The following is a 19,801-nucleotide window of genomic DNA, read 5'->3' as shown; positions in this document are numbered from 1 at the left end:
TGCATGAAAGTTCCTAAAGTATTTCGTAATTTGGGACCTGGATTAATTACAGGAATTTCTGATAATGACCCATCAGGAATTGCCACCTGTGCTCAATCAGGTGCCAAATTTGGGTTTGGACAATTATGGTCCGTTTTGCTAATGCTGCCCTTAATGATAACAATCCAAGAAATGTGTGCTCGGGTTGGTGCGGTAAATAATAAAGGTGTAGCAGGAGTTATTAAAAAATATTACGGCAATAAAATATTATTTCCTTTGGTGTTGAGCCTATTTATAGCCAACACTATTAACTTAGCAGCGGACTTAGGGGCCATGAGTGCTGCCTTAGCGCTTATTTTTCCTATCAATATAAATCTGGCATTAATAGCGTTTACCTTGATTACCCTTATTTCTATTATTTACTTTCCCTATGATAAGTACGTTCGCATTTTAAAATGGTTGTGCTTATTTGTTTTAGTTTATCCAATTTCTCTTTTTATTGTGAGTGCACCTTGGTTAACATTGTTGAAAAACACCTTCGTACCGAACATTACATTCACCAAAGAATATTTTTTTCTCCTCACCGCCTTATTTGGCACGTCCATTTCTCCTTATATGTTTTTCTGGCAAGCGTCACAAGAGGTCGAGGAGAATCATAAAAAAAATAGAACACCTTCACGTAAAATTACACGAGAAACGGTCGTTAGAATTTCTTTACTGCGAAAAGATAATTTTTTGGGAATGTTATTTTCGCAAATATGTACTTGGTCAATTATTGCTGTTATTGGAATTACCTTGCATATGCATGGGATTAAAAACATTAATACTGCTGCAGATGCCGCCAAGGCGCTAGAACCTATAGTTCATGGATTTTCTCATGCAGGCTACATAGCGAAAGTTATTTTTTCTATAGGCATTATAGGGCTTGGATTAATCAGTGTGCCTGTTTTAGCTGCCTCCTCTTCTTATGCGATTGCTACGCTATTTAGATGCAAGAATGGGCTTTATTATAAATATCATCAAGCAAAAAGTTTTTATGGAATTATTGCCTTATCGTCTTTAATTGGCTTAATACTCAACGTATTACATGTCGATTTAATAACGGGCTTAATTATAGCTGCGGTAATTAACTGCATTGTAGCATTACCTCTTATTTACATGATTATTCTTATCACTAATAATAAAAAAATTATGGGCGATTTTAAAAACAAAAGGCTTTCCAATGCGTTTGCTTGGTTTACTTTAATTTTAATGTCTCTCTCCACATTAATCATGTTTTATTCTTTTTTTGTTTCTGCTTAATCAAATACTAATATGAGGCGGATGTTATATAGCCTAAGTTAACTTATTAGGCATTTTTTATTTGTTCAGCATAAATCGCTTCATAAATGGATAGCGTTTTATCCAAGTGATGTTCAGAAATTAGTTTCCTGCTTTCCTTACCCATTTGTTCTCTTACCTCTAGAGGCAACTGAACCATATGCATTATTTTATTAGCCAAATCATCGCTGTCGCCAGGCTTGAATAAATAGCCATTTTTATTTTCTTTTACTAAATGAGGCAATGCTAATGCATTAGCCACAATAACAGGAAGTGAAGCCGCCATGGCCTCCAACGTAGCAAGCGATTGTAATTCGGCAATACCTGGCATGCAAAAAATGGATGCCCGCATATAAGCCTGGCGCAACGCTTCATCATCAACGTACCCTAAAAATTTAATTTGCTGAGACTTATTTAATTGCTTAACTAAGTGACGAAGTTTCTCCAGAATTTGCCCCTCACCCACTATTTCCAATGTAACATTCAGAGATTCAGGGATTTTTGCAATGGCTTTAATGAGCACATCTATATTTTTTTCATGAGAAAGCCGGCCGACGAAAAGAACGATGAACTTTGCACTTTTATCAATAAAATCACTTTCCTTCAATTCATAAAAATTCGGATCAACTCCATTGGAAACCGCAATTATTCCTTGGCGTTTTAAATATTTATTAATATTCTGAATAGCCAATTCGGTGGGCGCGGTGATTGCATTAACCTTACTTAAAACCCGATCTGCATCACGCCATAAATAATCAATAAGAGCTTTTATTACCCCTTTTGGTAATGGAAGAAAGGGGATTATATTATCAGGCATCACATGGAAGGTAGCCACAACAGGTATATTATATTCCTGTGCCATTTTTACGGCGAGCCGGCCTAAGGAAAAGTGGCATTGAATGTGAACAATATCCGGACGTTTTTCAGTAAAAAAATCTTTCATTAACTGCTTAATTTGCCAAACAAAACAAAGTCTTATCGTTGTATGGGTGATTATTGAATGGGATTTTAAACGATATTCAGTAACCCCATTATTATGAGTTACATAGCTTTCTCCCCTGCTTGGACATGGTGCAATCACATAAACCCTATGGCCTCTTTTGCTCAATCCCTCAGCTAATCGTTGCCCAAAACGCGCAGCCCCATTTATCTCTGGAGGATAGGTTTCAGCAATAATGGCAATAGTTAATTTTTTACCGGTAGACATAACATTCCTTCGTTGCGTTAACATCGCCCATAAATATCATTAAAACGAACAATGTCGTCTTCATCAAGATGAGCGCCACACTGCACTTCAATTAAGATTAATCGCTCATCAAAAGGATTTTCCAGTTGGTGTTTTGCACCTATAGGAACATACATAGATTCATTAGGATTGAGATAGACTATTTTTTCATCAAGGTACGCTTTGGCTTTCCCGCTGACCACCACCCAATGCTCACTGCGATAATTATGCATCTGCAAGCTAAGCGATGCCTGTGGATTTACTTCAATATGTTTAATTTTAAAACCAGAGCCTTCATCAAGGATGGAGTAAGAACCCCATGGCCGGTAAACAGTGCGATGGCTTTTATGAGCCTCATGGTTGTCTTTTTTTAATTGCTGATAAAGAAGCTTAATATCCTGGACTTGCTCTCTATTGGAAATCAACAGGGCATCCAAAGTATCAATAATAACTAAATTATTTAATCCTATGCCGGCAATCAGGCGATTATTGCCCCGAATATAGCAGTTGGAAACATTCTTTAATATCGCTTCGGCATCAATCTGATTATTCTCTTGATCGGCAAGGGTTAAATTGGCAATTGAATCCCATGAACCCAAATCGCTCCAACCGATATCACAGGCCACAACTGCCATATTTGCAGACTTTTCTAAAATAGCATAGTCAATACTTTGATTGGCAATTTGTTTAAATGTTTCCTTATCCAAAGAAAGCTTATTATAATCCTGGGAAGAAATTACCTGGGAAGCTTCGAAACAGTTTTTAATTGCGGCATATATCTCTGGACAGTGTATTTGTGCCTCATCCAGTAAAGAGCCCGCTTTAAAACAAAACATGCCAGAGTTCCAAACAAAATTACCGGCATTTAAATATTCTACTGCTTTTTCATAAGCAGGTTTTTCTATAAATCGAAGCACTTCACATCCCTTCGCCTCAATGTAACCATAGCCAGTATGAGGCTCCGAAGGTTTTATGCCAAAAGTAATTAGGCTACCCTGCTCTGCTAAATCAGCAGCATTTTTTACTGCCTGGTTAAAGGCTTCTTGATCTTTCACTAAATGATCGGCTGGCAATACCAACATTAGCGTATTTTCATCGTACTTATGAGCGATAAACAATGCAGCAGAAATAATTGCCGGGCAAGTATTGCAGGCATGCGGTTCTAAAATAAAGGATAATTCAATGCCAGAATCATTAAGTTCTTGATAATTATCTAAAGTTTTAAAAAGTAACTCATGATTGGTTACCGTAAGAATCTCATGTATCGCTCCAATATCTCGCGCTTTTAAAAAATTTTTTTGTAAAATGGTATAACCATCCTGGAGTTTTATAAAAGGCTTTGGGTGATGTAGTCGGGAAACTGGCCATAATCTGGTTCCTTCACCACCAGACAAGATTACAGGTACTATTTTGCTTAGAGAATTCATTCAATAACCGATAACGCTCGCATTTATAACTAAGTATAGGTCGTATTGATATATAAGCAAAAATTGCTGCATTATCAGGTGGTGGCAGGAATCGTTACTAACCATTTATTGATGATGCGCAAATCATCAGGAGATAAAGTCCCCGCATCGTGTTTGAGAGCCACTAAATTTTGGATGTAAGTATATTGATCTTTATTATGGCGTATACGCGCCTTCATGACCTTCTCTTTTTGATTGAGCACGGAAAGCACATCCGTTCTTCCTAATTTATATTCTTCCTTGGTAGCCTTTAACTGCTTTTCTTCTAAAAGCACAATTTCTTTATTCTTTTTGATGCGGTTTAGATCAGCCATTAGCATCGCATAATCTTTTTTCACCGAATAAGTTAACTTTCTGATAAAATACAAGTATTCAAGCTTTGCCCGTTGACCAAGACGCTGATACTTTTTAACAGAGGCCGTAATTAATCCACCACTATAAATAGGCACGGATACGTTAAGAAAAGCAGCGGCATTGACTTGTCCGCTAGTCCCCGCAGCCATTAATAAGCTTCCATTTTTTATATGAAATTTTTGCGGTTCATATAAAACCTCCGCATTGATCGAGGGTAAACGGTGTGAGGATTGCTCTTTAATTTTTTCCAATGCCGATTGTATTTTTAAACGATTAGACACCGCATTCCAATTTTGCCGTTTTGCGGCTTCAATCCATTTGTTAACATTTTCTGGTTTGGGTGATGTTAATGCAATTTTATTTTTTAAAGGGGCCAATCTCTCATTATCATTTGCGATAATTTCTGCGAGCTTTTGTCGATGAATAAATAATTTTATTTGCGCCTCTTGGCAATCAATTTCTGCATCGTTTAAGGCCGATTGCACATGATCCGCATCCATACTGCTGGCCTTACCTAAACGGTGTTTTTCTTTGACCTGTGCCAGCTGAACGCTTAAAAACTTCTTATTTGACTGATAGTACGCCAGGCTATCTTCATAATACAACACATTAAAATATGCTTTAACCACACGGGCGATTAAATTTTGATACTCAGCATTTAAAGATGCAGCAGCGACTTTGGCATCTAATTTAGCGGCAGCCAATTTTTTAAAATTTGCTAAATTAAAAATGGTTTGTGTAGCAGATAACCTGATATCTATAGCGCTAATGACGTTATTTGCGGGTTGTAAATTATCACTAACAATAGCGCCACTTGATGTGAGGTTATTGACCAAGGGTTGACTAATAAAATTAATATTAGGCAACAAATTAGATAAACTAATCGCTATATCATCTCCAGACATTTGCGTGTCTATAATTTTTTGCTGGTATATTTCATCATTTTCAAGTGCTTTCTCAAATGCCCCCATCAAATCCAAAGCCCAACTCTTTGAGAAAATAAAGAGCAAGCTCAAGACCGCTATCCTTTTACCCATATGTTTCCCTGCAATAAACAGCAAAATAGCCTAACCCTACTATAATTACTAAATAAACCGTTTTCAATGATACTACTATGGGCAATGGTCCAGCAAATATTGCGCGCCAAAATACGACTACTATTTTTAACTCCATAACGCACTATTGGGAATATGGTAAAGCAACCGCCAAAGTTACTATTATTTTGATCCATGGCTTCAGAGGAGAGCATCATGGATTGGAACTCATAGCCAAACGACTGGGTGATTATCGAATAGTTGTTCCAGATTTACCGGGCTTTGGTTTATCTGAACCCCTCATCAATATCGAACATAACACTTTTTTTTATCATAAATGGCTAAACGAGTTTATTCTAAATTTAAAATGCCAAGGAAAAGTCGCGCTTTTAGGACATTCTTTTGGAACTATCATCGTCAGTGCTGGAGTAGCCGCAGGGCTTCCTGTTGACTACATAATCTTAGTGAATCCTTTGGCAGAACCATTACTTAAGCAACGCGATTTTGGCTCACAAATAGTTTTAATCTATTATTGGCTCGCAAACCATTTGCCGGCTCCATTTGATTTATCTTTATTGCAAAGTCGTTTAATCACCCAATTTATGAGTATACTGATGACCAGAACCAGTAATAAAAAATTAAAGCAATGGATTCATCATCAACATTTAACCTATTTTTCTCCAGTAAAATCAAAAAAAACGCTTATAGAAATCTTTAATGTAATAAAGAATGAATCAGTTACCCAGTATGCTAAAAAAATTAATCAGCCTACCCTGCTCATTGTCGCGGAGAAAGACAATGTTTGCTCTATAAGCAAACAAGAGACCTTACAAAGTTTATTTATTAACGCACGTTTACTCGCAATTCCCAAGTATGGGCATCTTTTACACTATGAAGCCCCTTATAAAGTCGCTAATGCGACCAAGAAATTTTTACGCGACATGGATTAAAATGGACCAAAATAAAAAAATTATTATTGCAGCAGATACCTATCCTCCAGACATTAATGGTTCTGCTCATTTTAGCGCTCGTCTTGCTCACGGCTTAGCGAATAAAGGCTATGAAATCCATGTCATCGCGCCATCGCCAATAAAAGGGCCTAGTTATTCTAGCTCGGTGGATGGCCTCACTGAACACCGTCTGCATTCCCATGCGGTTTCTAATCATCAAACCTTTAGACTCTGTTTACCCTGGCAAATTAAAAAAGAAATACGGTATTTATTTGATACGATTAAGCCTGACGTAGTACACGTGCAATGTCATTATCTCATTGGTCGTCTGGTCGTAAACGAAGCCGTATCCCGAACCATTCGTCTTATCGCCACAAATCATTTTGTACCTGAATGCCTTTCCCCTTATCTGCCGTTTCCACAATGGATAAATAATAAAATTGCACAAATTTCCTGGCGTGATATTGGGAGAGTATTTAAAAAAGCAGATAAAGTCACCACCCCATCTAGCCTCGCCATTAAGCCATTGGAAGAACGCGCAGGCCTTGCTGAGGTAATTCCTATTTCAAATGGGGTGGATCTGAGTAAGTTTTATCGCCCAAATGAACCGCGTATCAAATCAACAACGCCCACCATTCTTTTTGTTGGCAGGCTGGATCCGGATAAAAATATTCCTATCCTGCTTGAGGCCCTTAAACACCTGCAAAATGAACTTATTGTACATTTAAACATTGTCGGCCATGGTTTAATGCGTAAAGAACTTGCAGATAAAGCCGTTGCCATGGGGATTCAACAGCAGATCCATTTTTTAGGCTCAGTTAGCGAAAATGAGCTGCGGGAGGCATATCAACGCGCGACTGTATTTTGTATGCCAGGAGCAGTAGAACTGCAATCTATTGCAACACTTGAGGCAATGGCCTCAGCGTGTCCTGTCCTCTTAGCAGAGGCTATGGCTCTCCCTTTACTTATTGATAATAACAAAAATGGATATTTATTTAATCCGCAGGATAGCCTTGATTTAGCAGCAAAAATTAAAAAAATAATGCAATTGCCCTCGGAACAGCTAGAGGCTATGGGAGATGCAAGTTATCAATTAGTGCAAAAGCATCATATCGAGAACACATTAGAAGCTTATGAGCGATTATATTTTCCCAATGAATTTATATAAAAAAATCATTATTCCTAATACGTTAAACCCAAAAGCGCCTCCAGCATTAAGAACATAGCGGTCGTTAATCCAAGGTTTGGCGATAAGAGCGATCGCCGATTAGAATAATCATAAAAGTAAAAACAAGAATAGGCCACAGATTAGGCCAAATTGCCGCAAAACCAGCCCCTTTTAACATCACATCACTAGTAATCCTTAAAAAATACGTAGGCGGCAGTAAATTTCCAATCCACTGCGCCCATACTGGCATTGCAGCAAAAGGAAACATAAATCCACAAAATAAAATAGCCGGTAATGCATAGGTACTAGCAATGTTTGCAGCCTGGAATTGCGTTTTAGAAAGACTTGAAGTCACAATACCTATTCCTAAATTCGCGATGAAAAAGGGTAATGCGATGATAGACAATAATAGGACGCTGCCATAAAAAGGAACATGAAACAGATATCTGGCAATAAACAAAGTCAGATAAAACAAAATATAACCCAATATAATATTAGGCACTATTTTCCCAAACATTACCTCTAATGGGTGAATCGGTGTAACTAATAGCAACTCCATAGTTCCTTCTTCATATTCTGTAGTGATGGAAATTGCCGTCAACATGGTGAGCGAGATAGTAATAATAGATACAATTAATCCGGGTAAAGTGTGGTATTGAGCTTTTCCCGCTGAATTGTATTTTGCGTGCCTGTCAATAATAAATGCAGGCTCTTTGGTCTTAAGATAGCTTAATGGCCCAATAGCATCTCTTTTTAGTGCCTCTAAAGCAATCGTATTCAATGCTGAAAAAGCATTCCCAATCAGCATGGGATCAGAACCATCACCCTCAATGAGCATATGGGGCTGCTTGTTCCTTATCAAATCATGAGTAAATTGTTCGGGAATATAAACAATAAATTGAACCTTTCCTGACTCCATAAGCTGTTTTGCATCATTATCCGTATTATAAATGGCTTGTATCTTAAAATACTCTGAATTGCTGAGGGAGTGGATAATACTATTTACAAAAGGCGAATCATCATGCTTAACCACGATGGTTGTTAGATGCTTTGCGTTGCTATTAATAATATAGCCAAACAAAATAACCTGGATTAAGGGAATTAAAATAAGGAAAAAATAAGTTCGTTTATCGCGCAGCATGATAATAAACTCTTTCTTCTGAATCGCAATAAATCTTAACTTCATATCCTTTAAGTTTGACATATTGATCAATCATCCAATTGATGTACTAATTTATATTTTCGCGTAAGCCAAATAAAGATATCTTCTAAGGTAGGATTTATTTGCCTCCAGGTTAAATAACCCAAATTTTTATAAGGTTTAATCGCTTGCTCCAATTCCCCTAGGTTTTGCCCACTCACATGCAGGGTATCAAAAAATGTAATGACTTGCTCAACTCCCTGGCATACTTCTAATTCTTTAGCTAAAGGAATTGTATCCTTTCCTTGCACTTCCCAGGTAAACAAATTAGCTTGTTGCTGAATTTCCCAAGGACTACCCTTCATGATCATTTCACCATGAAACATGTAAGCCAGATGACTGCAATGCTGCACTTCGGCCATGTTATGGGTGCTCAGTAAAATAGTCATACCTTGAGAGGATAAACTCCGTAAGAGATCCCAAAATATTTGTCTTGACTCAGGATCAACATTTGCTGTCGGCTCATCAAGAAACAATAAGGAGGGTTTATGAATAATCGCACCGGCTAAGGCTAAACGCTGCTTCCATCCGCCCGAAAGAGCGCCAGCCAGTTTATCGCGATATGGATACAACCCCAATTCATACATTACATCTTTAACGCGCTCCTCGCGATTCACGACACTATAAAGCTCCGCCATCAGCAAAATATTCTGGCCAATGGTCAATCGTTTATATAGGCTAAATGCTTGGGGGACATACCCCACTTGCTTTTTAATAAGCGCCATTTGTTTTTTTAGATCATGCCCAATGCATTCACCGCTGCCCTGATCGGGAGTTAAAAGACCACATAACATGCGTATTAACGTGGTTTTACCAGAGCCATTAGGCCCCAAAAATCCAAAAATTTCCCCATACCTGACTTGCAAACTGATATTCTTGACGGCAGCAACATTGGCAAAACTTTTAGCTAAGTTTCTTACATCTATAATGAAGTTCGAAGAGCTCATAATCGATACTCAACTATAAAATAACAGTTATAGGTTGCCCCGGGTGTATGGTCAGTGTTTGCGAAACAGGTTCTAAAATTGCCTCAACACGAAAAACAAGGCGTTCTCGCTCTTCATTGCTGTAAATCACTGGTGGATTATATTCAGCCTTAGGCGAAATATAGGTTATTTTCGCTTTGGCTGGCTGGGCCTCCATATCATGACTGACATTAATCAATTGATCTAATTTAATTTTTCCTAAAGAGGCCTGCGGAATAAAAAATATAATTTTTATTTGAGAAGGATCCAGTAAAGAAACTACCGTTGAGCCCGCCGCAACCTCTTCTCCTTCCGTATAAAATGTATCGAAGACAAGTGCGGTTTGAGGTGCCTTTACTTCCTGTTGATTTGAGTCCCATTGCGCCTTTTGTTCCTGAGCTTGCAAAGAAGCCAGTTTTGATTGAGCTATTTTTTTATTTTGCAGTGCCTTTTGGTAATTAAGCAGGCTATCCTCAAATGTTTCTTTAGAAATAATGTCTTTCCCTAATAAAATCAAATCTCTATCTTTTTTAATTTTTTGCATCTTATAAATAGAATTAGCGTTGCTTAATTCATCACGAGCTTCCTGAACATTTGCTTGCGCAATGGTTAAATTTTGAGCTGAAGTTTCACGCTCTAATGTAAATAATAATTGTCCTTTATTAACCATTATGCCTTTAGTTATATGATAAGATTTTAATGTGCCTGATATTAACGCCGTGATATAAATGTATCGGCCCTCAACATATCCGGTCAATTGAGTTTGAGAAGCATTCTTACAAGAATTTAATAAAAAAAGTAAAACGATGAGAATCGCGCAACCAGCAAAGCCAATTAATTTTTTTATCTTTGCTAACCAATTCATATCTAATATATTTTTATAAGCTTTAAAAAATTATAGTAGCTCTTCTTCCAAAAAGAAAATCAGCTTCAAAAAAAATGTCCTTCCTAATTTGGTGCTATAATTAATAGTCCAAATTGTACATTTTGGATGAATCACTTGGAGCAAGATAAATGAGTTATCAAGATTATATTAGTACGCACTTAAGACCAAGTGAATCGGATTTATCAGCATACCCTTCCCCACCGTCAATTGCATTAAATACCAATGTTGCTCAAGAGATTTTAAGCTTGCTAAACTATGCCTGCCTTAACCGATACGACTCTGGTTCCCCAGCAGAAACCTATGCGCTAAACACATTCAAGTTTGCCCGAAACTTCGCCCGCACAAGCTCTATAGATAAGGTTACTTTTGATTGGGACAATACCCTGTACAGCTCTCTTATTATCCAAGGAGCCGCTGTTTTTCCAGCACAACTATATAAAACAAAATTACCAAAATACTTTTTAAACAAATCATTAACCGCCATTGAATCTCCTCGTCCTTTTATGGAGGAGTTTGCTTTTGGTATGATGATTGGTTTTGCGATAAAACAGGGCTTAACCAAATTTACCGAGTGGGAAAGTTACAAACCTGAAGTGGGGATTTTAACACTTACCTGGCCACAGAGGCTCGCTGGCTTAGCTAAAAGCTATGTTCCCCTATTATCATTAATAGAAGGCCATTTCCCAGGTAACAATGAGGTAGCAGAAGAAATTCTGAAAAATAAAACTCGCGCATTCGTGCATTTATATGATTTCATTAATTATATTTCTGACCTCTTAGATAAAATGGAATACACTCATTTTAAAAACTTACCTCATCACCAACAATTTGATCTGCAGGCATGCTTTCAATTAGGCAAATTGCATAAGTTAAAATTTCCCGAAGTGTTAGAAAATAAAGATTGGCTTGGTAACAACCATTTGCATTTTGATGATTGCCTCTTGACCTTAAATCATCTTGAAGCATACCGCGCAAAAAAAATATCTACCATATATGTAAGACAATCTCAATCTGATGCCCTTAACATCCGATCGATTGATAGAATGTATATCCCCTCACTCTACTCTTCTATCCACAAATCCCGGAAAGAAAGCATATCTCGCATTGCTCAAAAAGAATATTACAATTGTACTCTTCAAAATATCATCAAGGTGTTGGAGCAAGAAGCGGGTTGTCCAATAACAGCTCCAGAGTTACACCAACGTCATACCATTCCAGCCGGAACTCAATTGGCTTTTTATGAAAGTGCGACTACAGTAAATAAATTTTGGGAAAATTACATTCAACCAATAAATGTACTCCAAAAAAAATTACGTAGAGCAAAAAAACTCGCTCTCTCTAACCCAAATCTATGAGTTCCGGCAAAGACCCTAACTGCTAGGTCAATGCCTAAATGAAGGGCATTATTTTTTTACGCCAGTCGTTCCAGTGCTGGTGTTATCATTACTGGGATTACTTTTTGGCATCTCTATCGTCGTTTTAGGGGCTTCTATTTTTGTAGTACTGGGGGTATCTTGCGCAGTCGGGACACCATTATGATTAAAGAAGTAAAACGCCACAATAGCGACAAAAAGGATAATTACTACTATAGCAACTATAGCTACACTGTTACTTCCATCATTTCTTGCCATGATAATCTCCTATAAGCAGTAATCTTTAGATAAGCCAGACTGCTACGATGTCATAATTAGAAAATAAAAAATGGAATCCCTTATATATTAAGGTAATCCAGATTTTTTTATTCACAACTCGATTTTGAATAGCTTCAATTTATTGTAGAGAGCTATTTTCTATAGAACAACCTAAGGTTTTCCTTGATTCACATATCAACCTTTAAACGCTCTGTTATAAAAACAATAAATTCAACCGTCTTAATCCTATGTCTTACTCAGATAATTCCTTAATTAATGCATGAGCAATAATATCCATAGTACGGTATAGCGTTTATTTGGTTTAACATCAAACCTTAAATTAAATTCTATTGCGAATTTAATTAGTGGCATTACGCTGTTCTTTTTGTTATCATATTGAGCGTTTTTTAAATTTTTAGAGCAATTATCATGAGTGGTATTTTTTTCCAAGACATATCAAAGGTAGATGAGCTTTTGGCGTTAATTCGTGCAAATAAAGACCCCGAAATTGAGGCGTGTCGAAGAAAAAATGGCCTTTCACCCAATGTTATGGCACGACTATTTGCGCGGGCTGGAAATGAGCAAAAAGTCAGCGAGCATTTAATGAAACACCCTAAAACGGTGCACCAAGTTGCCAGAGGTTATGCTGAAGCCGGTAATTTTGCAAAAGTGGAGGAATACCGTACTCGTTATAATGCTTCTATAACAGAAATCATTAAAGGGTATAAAGCTTCTGGTTTTGATAAAGAGGTCGAAAACTATGCATATTCTACTATATTTGGATCTCGAATTCAGAATTTAATTATTAGAGAGCTAGAAGGATATATTCATAATCAAAACCATGAGATGGTGGAGCTTATCCGGGATAAACATCATATTCCACTGACCTGTATTCAAAAAATGTATAGGTCTTATCGTGTGCCGCTACCTGCACAATTTAACCAATTGATTCCCGAACAACCTTACAACCAAGTCTATTTCCAAGCTGATGCAAAAGAACACGGCGAGGTGTATGTTCAAGGGCATGATCAAGCCTCTTCTGAAATGGAAGCACATGCTTATGCTCAATCTAGTGCTCCTGTTTCAAAACCTCCACAGCCAGCATTTTATCCTGCTCCACCACCTGCTGATATGATAAAAGGTGGAATTCATACAAAATACATTATGGGTAAACCGCATTCACGATTGCCTAAGGCTTTACCCCCTCAAAATTATACGGTTTCTCCTTATCAGTACCTAGATTTTGCCCAAGTAAATGAGCACCACAGCACGCTCTCAGCTTATTATTTATTGGATATTTCCACCGATTCATTCAGTGCAACGCTATATACGGATAGTCAGAACATCACTCCTGATGCATTTAATACATTCATCTGCGCGGGGCGCGTGCAAAATGCCTATATCCCCCCAGGAAAAAGTATTTTAATTTGCACGCAAGAAGAGGTGGAAGCCTTGCGTCCTCATATATCACCTCAGATTAATTTATTAGTCGTACATAAAATAGAAAGCCAATACAATGGTGCTTATACCCAATTAGGGAGTGTGACCGCACGACGCCTGGCCGCCTTTTTATTTGCCTATCATTTCAATTGCCCACATTTCACCCTTTTGGATGATAATATTAAACGCCTTGCCATTAATCCCGCATCGGTGCGCTCATCTTCTTGGGATAAGGTTTTTGATTTTTTGAGCGTTGAAGCGATTCAACAAGCCAGTATCAGTGTGGGTACGTTAATGGGTCGTAAAAAAGCGCCTAATGAGCTGGGCTCGAAACTCTTCTGGATTAATATGGCGATTATTCGCGAGAAGCTTAAAGGAGCAGAAGAGCTTTTTCTTCTTTTTCCTAACGCGGCGCAAGCGCTCAAATGGGGCGAGGATTATTATTTTCAGATTGTATTACATTATCTATTTGAATCTCAAGGAATTGGTGGGTATGGAATAGTTCCTATTGAATCGATGGGACTACTTCGCTCGAAAAAACATCAAAATGTTTTTGCAGCCAGTGGTAAAAAAGCTGAGCCCTTTCATCTTGAAAATCAACTCAATCTTTTTCCACCGTTTTTACAACACGTCCTGCAGTTATCTATCAATAAATTAAATCAAATTATTGCCGATAATTACCGCGTGCATGAGGCACTCGAGGAAAACATCCAACAGGCTGATTTGTCTTTATTACATGCTCAAGCAAATAACCTGGCAGGAGTGTCAGCACCTCTGTTAACGCCTAGTAGTGACTTAGAGGAGTTGGAACTATCTCCCACATTAAGCCCACCAGAAGAAATGTTCAAAACACTTTGGGCTGAGTCACTTAATAATTATGATTTTCATTCCTCGATGATACGTGATTATCAAGCTGAAGCTATTAAATCCGCTGCGGGATATAAAGAGCCCTCGCGCCTGGTTATGGCTACTGGCAGTGGAAAAAGCCTTATCCAATCAACTTGGGCATTAATGGCTCATCAAGCTGCCCTGTCAGCTTCTGTTTTCATAGTAACTCCCCATATTGATCTTGTTCATCAATTTTATGTAGATTTACTCCGTTACAACGACTCTCTTCTAGAAAGAAACGATCTGCTTTGGGTCTTACCCCAAAACATTATTACTGTCTCAAGTCACCAACAAAGCATTAGCGTCGATGCGCTAATGCAAAATAAGCTTTTTCCGCAGCAAAAACTTATTATTATTATTTGTGAAGACAGCTTTAAAAAGCTTTTAGATGAAGCATCCCCTATGGTTTCTACAGCTTCGCTTATTTTGCTGGATGAGTATCATTATTATTCCAAAACGGTAAAACAGTTAATTGAGACACTACCTGATGAAAATAAACCAATGATTATCGGAAGTAGCGCGACCCCTCCATTGCAGGATGTTCTTAAAGAAACTTTATATACTTTAAGTTTAGAGCAGGCTTTGAATGGACGGTATCATGCACCAATTATCGCCGAGTCCTTGGGCATCCCGTATTCTCCTGAAAATGCAGACTTAATAATTAATGATTTACCTCGTTTGCTCAAAACCCACTATCATCCAGGATTTCATGAAGGCGCTACTTTGGCTGAGACCAAGGGAATAATTTATTTAGCAAGTATCGAGTTATGTCGGAAAGTAAAACAGATGTTGCTTGACGCGGGTATTGATGCTTATGAGATACACAGTAAAAACCCTCAGGATGAGGAGCAGTTAAAAGAATTTGTACAACATAGCAAGTCAGGTGTTTTATTGGCAGTAAGAAAACTTCGCTTTGGTTTTGATTGTCCTGATTTAGGCTGGGAACTCATTTTACGCAAGCCAGCAATGGGAAATGAAAAACAAGATATAGAACAGATGATTGGACGAGTAATTCGTCTTTATCAAGATAAAATTGGTTACGTAGTTACATTTTCGGATATTCATGAGAAATACATTCAACCCTTAATTAAGAATCAAAATAAAATCTTTGCGTTTTCGACTGATTATTTAGCACAAGATATTGATGGGGATGAAGATAAATCCATAGTCGATATGGATACCGATACATTACAAGGGCCTTTGAATAGGACGGTTTCTAGCACTTGGGCTACTCTTTTTTCTGCAAATAATCCAAATAAGCGAAAAAGAGGAGATGAAACTCTTCTAGAATCTAAAGAGTATCGTAGGTTTATCGAATTTTAGACGAAGGAGCTCAATTGCCGTCAAATTTCTTTAGCCTTTTGAAATGATGCTTCGTTCCTGACTTTTACCATAAGCGTAATTGTATTAAATGTTTATTGAATATTACTGCTTCTAAACCAGCAGTTAAAACTGTATCCTTAGTTTTAACTGCCATGCTCGCTTCTCTGAGCTGCTTTTTTAGCTACCTCAGGCCTATTTTTTCAGCGTATTGATAAAAGGAAACATAGCGTATGTCAAAACATATGGTACTTGGGTTAATGTAAACATTTAAGTCATCACGAGAAATGATTATATCAATCAAATTAGATGACTTTGTTAAAAAACCGATAAGTGAGAATTAGTTATGCCTGAAGTAGATGAATTTCGAATAAAAACCTTTAAAACACCTCAAGAATTTTCAAATTGGCTTGAATGCAACCATGATACGGAGACTGAGTTATGGATAAAAATTTTTAAAAAAGGATCTGGAGAGCAATCTATCAATTGGAAAGAGGCGGTAATTGAAGGATTATGTTGGGGCTGGATTGATGGTGTTAAAAAATCTCTTAACAATAAAGCTTACCTCCAACGTTTTACTCCAAGGCGTTGGGACAGTAACTGGTCAAAACGCAATACGGAGCATGTGGAAAGCCTAATTAAAGAGGGTCGAATGAAAGAAGCGGGCTTGAAACACGTTCAAGCGGCCAAGGAAGATGGACGCTGGGAGGCTGCATATGCACCACCTAGCGAAATGGTGGCTCCATCTGATTTTTTAGCAGCACTTGAAGCCAATTTAACGGTTAAAAAAAATTTTGAGGCTCTAAGTAAAACCGAAAAATATAACATTTTATACAGCCTTCACACTGCGAAAAAAGCGGAGACAAGACAAAGACGATTTAAAAAATTTATTGAAATGCTATGTAAAAATGATTGAGTAAAAACAACCATTTTAATCACAGCTAAATATTTTAATCTTTTTATTTATTTTCTCATTTCTAATGAAAGTTACAATATAGATAAAAATAGCAAATTAATTTTTTAAGCGCTTTATTTCTTATATAATTCGAGGCCCATAGTTAACAAGGATAATTAACATGCCTCAGTTTTTTAAAAAGAAATTGGTACACCCAGTTGATTTAAGCCCTATAGTTCAACCAGTGCAGAACTATATTATTGAAGAAAAAGCTATTGTTATTAAAGAAGTGGATAAAATCAAACAAAAGCTACACAGTTTATCTGTTGAAATGATAAATGATGAAATGGTGCCTGAATCAAACGAGCATACTAAAGATATAAAAAAATCTGATAAAAATCATTACGCTCCTCAGTTTAATGAGATATTAGAATTATTGAGAGAGTTTTCTATTATCTTGAAAACATATAATAAGGTAGTGCTGAATAAAATCGATAACATTTGCGAAGAGTTACCTGCTAAAATTGACTATATCAAAAATCACCATACTGTAGAGGCCTTAAGGGCTGTACATGACTTTTTAGTCGAATCACAAATGTTCATTAATAATGCCGCTCGTCTTTTATTAGTAGACAATGGCAGAGAATTAGTTAGACTACAAGAAATTGAGCATGCTCGTTCTTCATGTAATATACTCTAAGAAATCATATCATAGCGTCAAATTATGAGGGTAATTAGCAAATTACCCTGACCCCATAACTTCCTCTTTACCATAAGACGGGAGGATACTGATCCCCAATTCGATTTTTAATCTTGCTGTACTAATGTCACTTGCTAAACGCTATTAGCTAAAACTTAGGGTATTCTTAAGCTTTAGCTAATAATTCCAGTTTATAATATGTGCATGTTAACTTTTAAAAGAATTATTATGAAGGTCATTCACATAGCTCAACCACAAACCGTCAATGCATGTACCCTAATTAGTGTTGCCGTCATTAACGCTATTCTTAGGGCTAAAGATGATTTAAGTATGATACAGGCAGTGGCAAAAGCACATAATGATAGCCAAGCCCAATTCATAGAGTTTTTGAAAAATAATACTAATGAAGATGTCGGGGCAGGTATGTTAGAAGTAGAGGCATATAATCAATATTATGCGGATAGCTTTCAGGCCCCAATACAGGATGAATTATTTGCCCCAGCCAGTAATATTGATATCGATGAATTTATTAGAATCCGAAGCACGTACGAAGATTTTTATGAGTTTTTAGCATTCAATCTCGAGAAAATAGAGGCTCTTCAACGAGAGGATAGGGAAGGAAACTTGCAGGAGGTGAATTGGGAAAGGGTCACCGCTGAGGAATTAAAGAGACGAATTCCAGCAAGCAATACGCCCTCTATAGAAGAGCAATTTCGGCAAAAACTTAATCAACTCAATTCTGCGGGTATGACAATAAGAACCGAAGGTCATACCATTTCTGTGGTGCAACATAAGGAAACTTATTATAGTTATGATTCGCTGACAGGTGATTTAGTGTCAACAGATGATGCTGTTGAAATGGCTAATTTTATTGCAAAAAAATTAGCGAATAATCAAGCTCAAAGCGCGATTCTTTATACTTTTTCCCCTGGTGTTGTCCTCGATGTTGTGCCCGATATTGCCCCCGTTGATGACATGGTGTCCAAGCGTGAACAGAAGGCCCGCGCCATTCATAACAAATTAACCATTTTAGATAATAAAGCTAAAAATTTATACGCTCGTAACTATGAAGGTGCGGCCCTCGCTGCAGAGTTTCTCATTGAAGATTTAAAAGGCTTAGTCACTAGGTATCTCCAGAACAATTTAACTGAGGAAGAGTTAAATGCGAGAGCAGATGAGATTTTTGAGGAGCACCGTAGGGGTCTGGAAGAGTTTCGTGGCTGGAAACTAAAGAAAGGTGGCGAAATTTTAGCTAATTTGGCATTATTAATAGGGACTTTAGGTGGAAGCTATTTAATTACGGGACGTTTTACGGTGTTTAGCGTAAAAACGGATTCTGCTGCAATAGTTTCAGATGTTGAGAATGAGATTAAAAACAAACTGGTGTGATTAGGTAGTAAAACCTAAGTAGTCCAAACTTGATCTGACAGTTTCCGATTTTCTAGAGGCGTCTGTCAGGTCTAGCCTATAAATTTTTCCTTTCAGATTTGTTTATCATCAATATTTGTAATGCAGTTCGTTCACAGCACATTTTTCCTTAATGGGTGCGCTTATTATAATGATCTTTTAATAGACCAATTTTATGTTTAATATTTTTAACTGTATTATCTACCAAGAGTTTTACTCTGGTTTGTTTAAATCTCGCATTTGTATCAAAACCTAAATGCGATCATCTAAAAAAGGGCGTCCCCGAATTAATCCTTTTTAGATCTTTCAGAGCACTGATGACATATTTTTTTATATCTCTTTTCTAATTCTTCCAGTTCTTTATCAGATAATGAGGCTAAGTCAATCGATAAATTATCGGCGCGTTGATGCGATTTAATTAACTCATCCAATTTTAAATTTATAATTTTAGTATCTCTGTTTTGAGTATTTTGAATCAAAAATACCATTAAAAAAGTTACAATTGTTGTACCTGTATTAATTAAAAGCTGCCAGGTGTCAGAATAGTTAAAAATAGGACCTGTTACTAACCATACAACAATTAGCAAAAAAGCCATTAAAAAAGAACCCGCTCTCCCACTCCATTCTGAAACCCACTGTGCAAATTGCGAAAATAACTTTTTATTACCTGTATGCTCTTCCATATAGATTCTTTTTGATATTTTCTAACATATAAAATATATAGCTTATACCGCTTAATTCTACAAAGAAGTTTAACTAAAAAGCATTTATTTAAATGCCTTTAGTAAAATTATGAGCGTTTAGAAGCCCAAAAGGTTCATTATGTGATTTTTTATTATCCGCTTGAACTTGTGGCAATTTAACTAGCAATAAAAACTACTTCAGCTAATGATTTAAAGTAAAGTATATAAATTACTTAGCAAGCTATTTTGATTGCATATAGCACAAATTGTCTATAATTAACCATGAGAA

The 19,801-nt window shown here is 37.0% G+C and carries 16 protein-coding genes; 8 read left to right on the top strand and 8 right to left on the bottom strand.

The features are described from left to right. The first annotated feature begins 3 nt into the window (after window positions 1–3). Window positions 4–1,281: an NRAMP family divalent metal transporter gene (locus BN3124_RS06355; protein ID WP_058533950.1), complete on the top strand. Its 1,278-nt coding sequence runs from the start codon at window positions 4–6 to the stop codon at window positions 1,279–1,281. Between the two features lie 46 nt (window positions 1,282–1,327). Here the strand turns inward: BN3124_RS06355 and BN3124_RS06350 are convergent, their stop codons facing one another. From BN3124_RS06350 to BN3124_RS06340, 3 genes are all read right to left on the bottom strand, one after another. Next, window positions 1,328–2,506: a glycosyltransferase gene (locus tag BN3124_RS06350; protein ID WP_058533949.1), complete on the bottom strand. Its 1,179-nt coding sequence runs from the start codon at window positions 2,504–2,506 to the stop codon at window positions 1,328–1,330. A gap of 17 nt (window positions 2,507–2,523) precedes the next feature. Then, window positions 2,524–3,951 carry a mannose-1-phosphate guanylyltransferase/mannose-6-phosphate isomerase gene (locus BN3124_RS06345; RefSeq protein ID WP_058533948.1) on the bottom strand — a complete coding sequence of 476 codons (1,428 nt, stop codon included), beginning with the start codon at window positions 3,949–3,951 and terminating at the stop codon, window positions 2,524–2,526. Between the two features lie 74 nt (window positions 3,952–4,025). Then, window positions 4,026–5,381, bottom strand: coding sequence for a TolC family protein (locus BN3124_RS06340; RefSeq protein ID WP_058533947.1), 1,356 nt, complete (start codon window positions 5,379–5,381; stop codon window positions 4,026–4,028). A gap of 77 nt (window positions 5,382–5,458) precedes the next feature. On the opposite strand from BN3124_RS06340, the gene BN3124_RS06335 reads away from it, so the two are divergent. Further along, window positions 5,459–6,328: an alpha/beta fold hydrolase gene (locus BN3124_RS06335; RefSeq protein WP_058533946.1), complete on the top strand. Its 870-nt coding sequence runs from the start codon at window positions 5,459–5,461 to the stop codon at window positions 6,326–6,328. Window position 6,329: 1 nt separating this feature from the next. Then, window positions 6,330–7,496 carry a glycosyltransferase gene (locus tag BN3124_RS06330; protein ID WP_058533945.1) on the top strand — a complete coding sequence of 389 codons (1,167 nt, stop codon included), beginning with the start codon at window positions 6,330–6,332 and terminating at the stop codon, window positions 7,494–7,496. A gap of 64 nt (window positions 7,497–7,560) precedes the next feature. On the opposite strand, the gene BN3124_RS06325 is transcribed toward BN3124_RS06330, so the two are convergent. Genes BN3124_RS06325 through BN3124_RS06315 form a run of 3 tightly spaced genes read right to left on the bottom strand, consistent with a single transcriptional unit; the run spans window position 7,561 to window position 10,527 of the window. Further along, window positions 7,561–8,700, bottom strand: coding sequence for an ABC transporter permease (locus BN3124_RS06325; RefSeq protein WP_078061499.1), 1,140 nt, complete (start codon window positions 8,698–8,700; stop codon window positions 7,561–7,563). 5 nt (window positions 8,701–8,705) lie between these two features. Continuing rightward, window positions 8,706–9,644: an ABC transporter ATP-binding protein gene (locus tag BN3124_RS06320; protein ID WP_058533943.1), complete on the bottom strand. Its 939-nt coding sequence runs from the start codon at window positions 9,642–9,644 to the stop codon at window positions 8,706–8,708. 13 nt (window positions 9,645–9,657) lie between these two features. After that, window positions 9,658–10,527 (bottom strand): HlyD family secretion protein, encoded by an 870-nt coding sequence (locus BN3124_RS06315; protein WP_058533942.1) that lies wholly within the window; start codon window positions 10,525–10,527, stop codon window positions 9,658–9,660. 149 nt (window positions 10,528–10,676) lie between these two features. Here BN3124_RS06315 and BN3124_RS06310 point away from each other — a divergent pair, with 149 nt between their 5' ends. Then, on the top strand, window positions 10,677–11,903 hold the full coding sequence (locus tag BN3124_RS06310; protein ID WP_058533941.1) for a hypothetical protein: 1,227 nt from the start codon (window positions 10,677–10,679) through the stop codon (window positions 11,901–11,903). A 48-nt stretch (window positions 11,904–11,951) separates the two neighbouring features. Here the strand turns inward: BN3124_RS06310 and BN3124_RS06305 are convergent, their stop codons facing one another. Next, window positions 11,952–12,179: a hypothetical protein gene (locus BN3124_RS06305; protein ID WP_058533940.1), complete on the bottom strand. Its 228-nt coding sequence runs from the start codon at window positions 12,177–12,179 to the stop codon at window positions 11,952–11,954. Window positions 12,180–12,608: 429 nt separating this feature from the next. On the opposite strand from BN3124_RS06305, the gene BN3124_RS06300 reads away from it, so the two are divergent. The 4 genes from BN3124_RS06300 to BN3124_RS06285 all read left to right on the top strand — a co-directional run bounded on the left by BN3124_RS06300 (window position 12,609) and on the right by BN3124_RS06285 (window position 18,811). Beyond that, window positions 12,609–15,830, top strand: coding sequence for a DEAD/DEAH box helicase (locus BN3124_RS06300; protein WP_058533939.1), 3,222 nt, complete (start codon window positions 12,609–12,611; stop codon window positions 15,828–15,830). A 343-nt stretch (window positions 15,831–16,173) separates the two neighbouring features. After that, the gene (locus tag BN3124_RS06295) at window positions 16,174–16,743 is read left to right on the top strand and encodes a YdeI/OmpD-associated family protein (RefSeq protein WP_058533938.1); all 570 of its coding nucleotides are present in this window, start codon (window positions 16,174–16,176) and stop codon (window positions 16,741–16,743) included. Window positions 16,744–16,903: 160 nt separating this feature from the next. Further along, window positions 16,904–17,422, top strand: a complete 519-nt coding sequence (locus tag BN3124_RS06290) for a hypothetical protein (protein ID WP_058533937.1) — start codon at window positions 16,904–16,906, stop codon at window positions 17,420–17,422. A gap of 228 nt (window positions 17,423–17,650) precedes the next feature. Beyond that, on the top strand, window positions 17,651–18,811 hold the full coding sequence (locus BN3124_RS06285) for a hypothetical protein (protein WP_058533936.1): 1,161 nt from the start codon (window positions 17,651–17,653) through the stop codon (window positions 18,809–18,811). 305 nt (window positions 18,812–19,116) lie between these two features. Here BN3124_RS06285 and BN3124_RS06280 read toward each other — a convergent pair whose 3' ends face one another. Beyond that, window positions 19,117–19,512, bottom strand: coding sequence for a low affinity iron permease family protein (locus tag BN3124_RS06280; RefSeq protein ID WP_058533935.1), 396 nt, complete (start codon window positions 19,510–19,512; stop codon window positions 19,117–19,119). Window positions 19,513–19,801 lie beyond the last annotated feature (289 nt).

Origin of the sequence: Legionella saoudiensis, assembly GCF_001465875.1 — a bacterium.
GTDB lineage: Bacteria > Pseudomonadota > Gammaproteobacteria > Legionellales > Legionellaceae > Legionella > Legionella saoudiensis.
The sequence above is the reverse complement of the archived record's forward strand: the minus strand, read 5'-3'. Positions and strand labels throughout refer to the sequence as shown.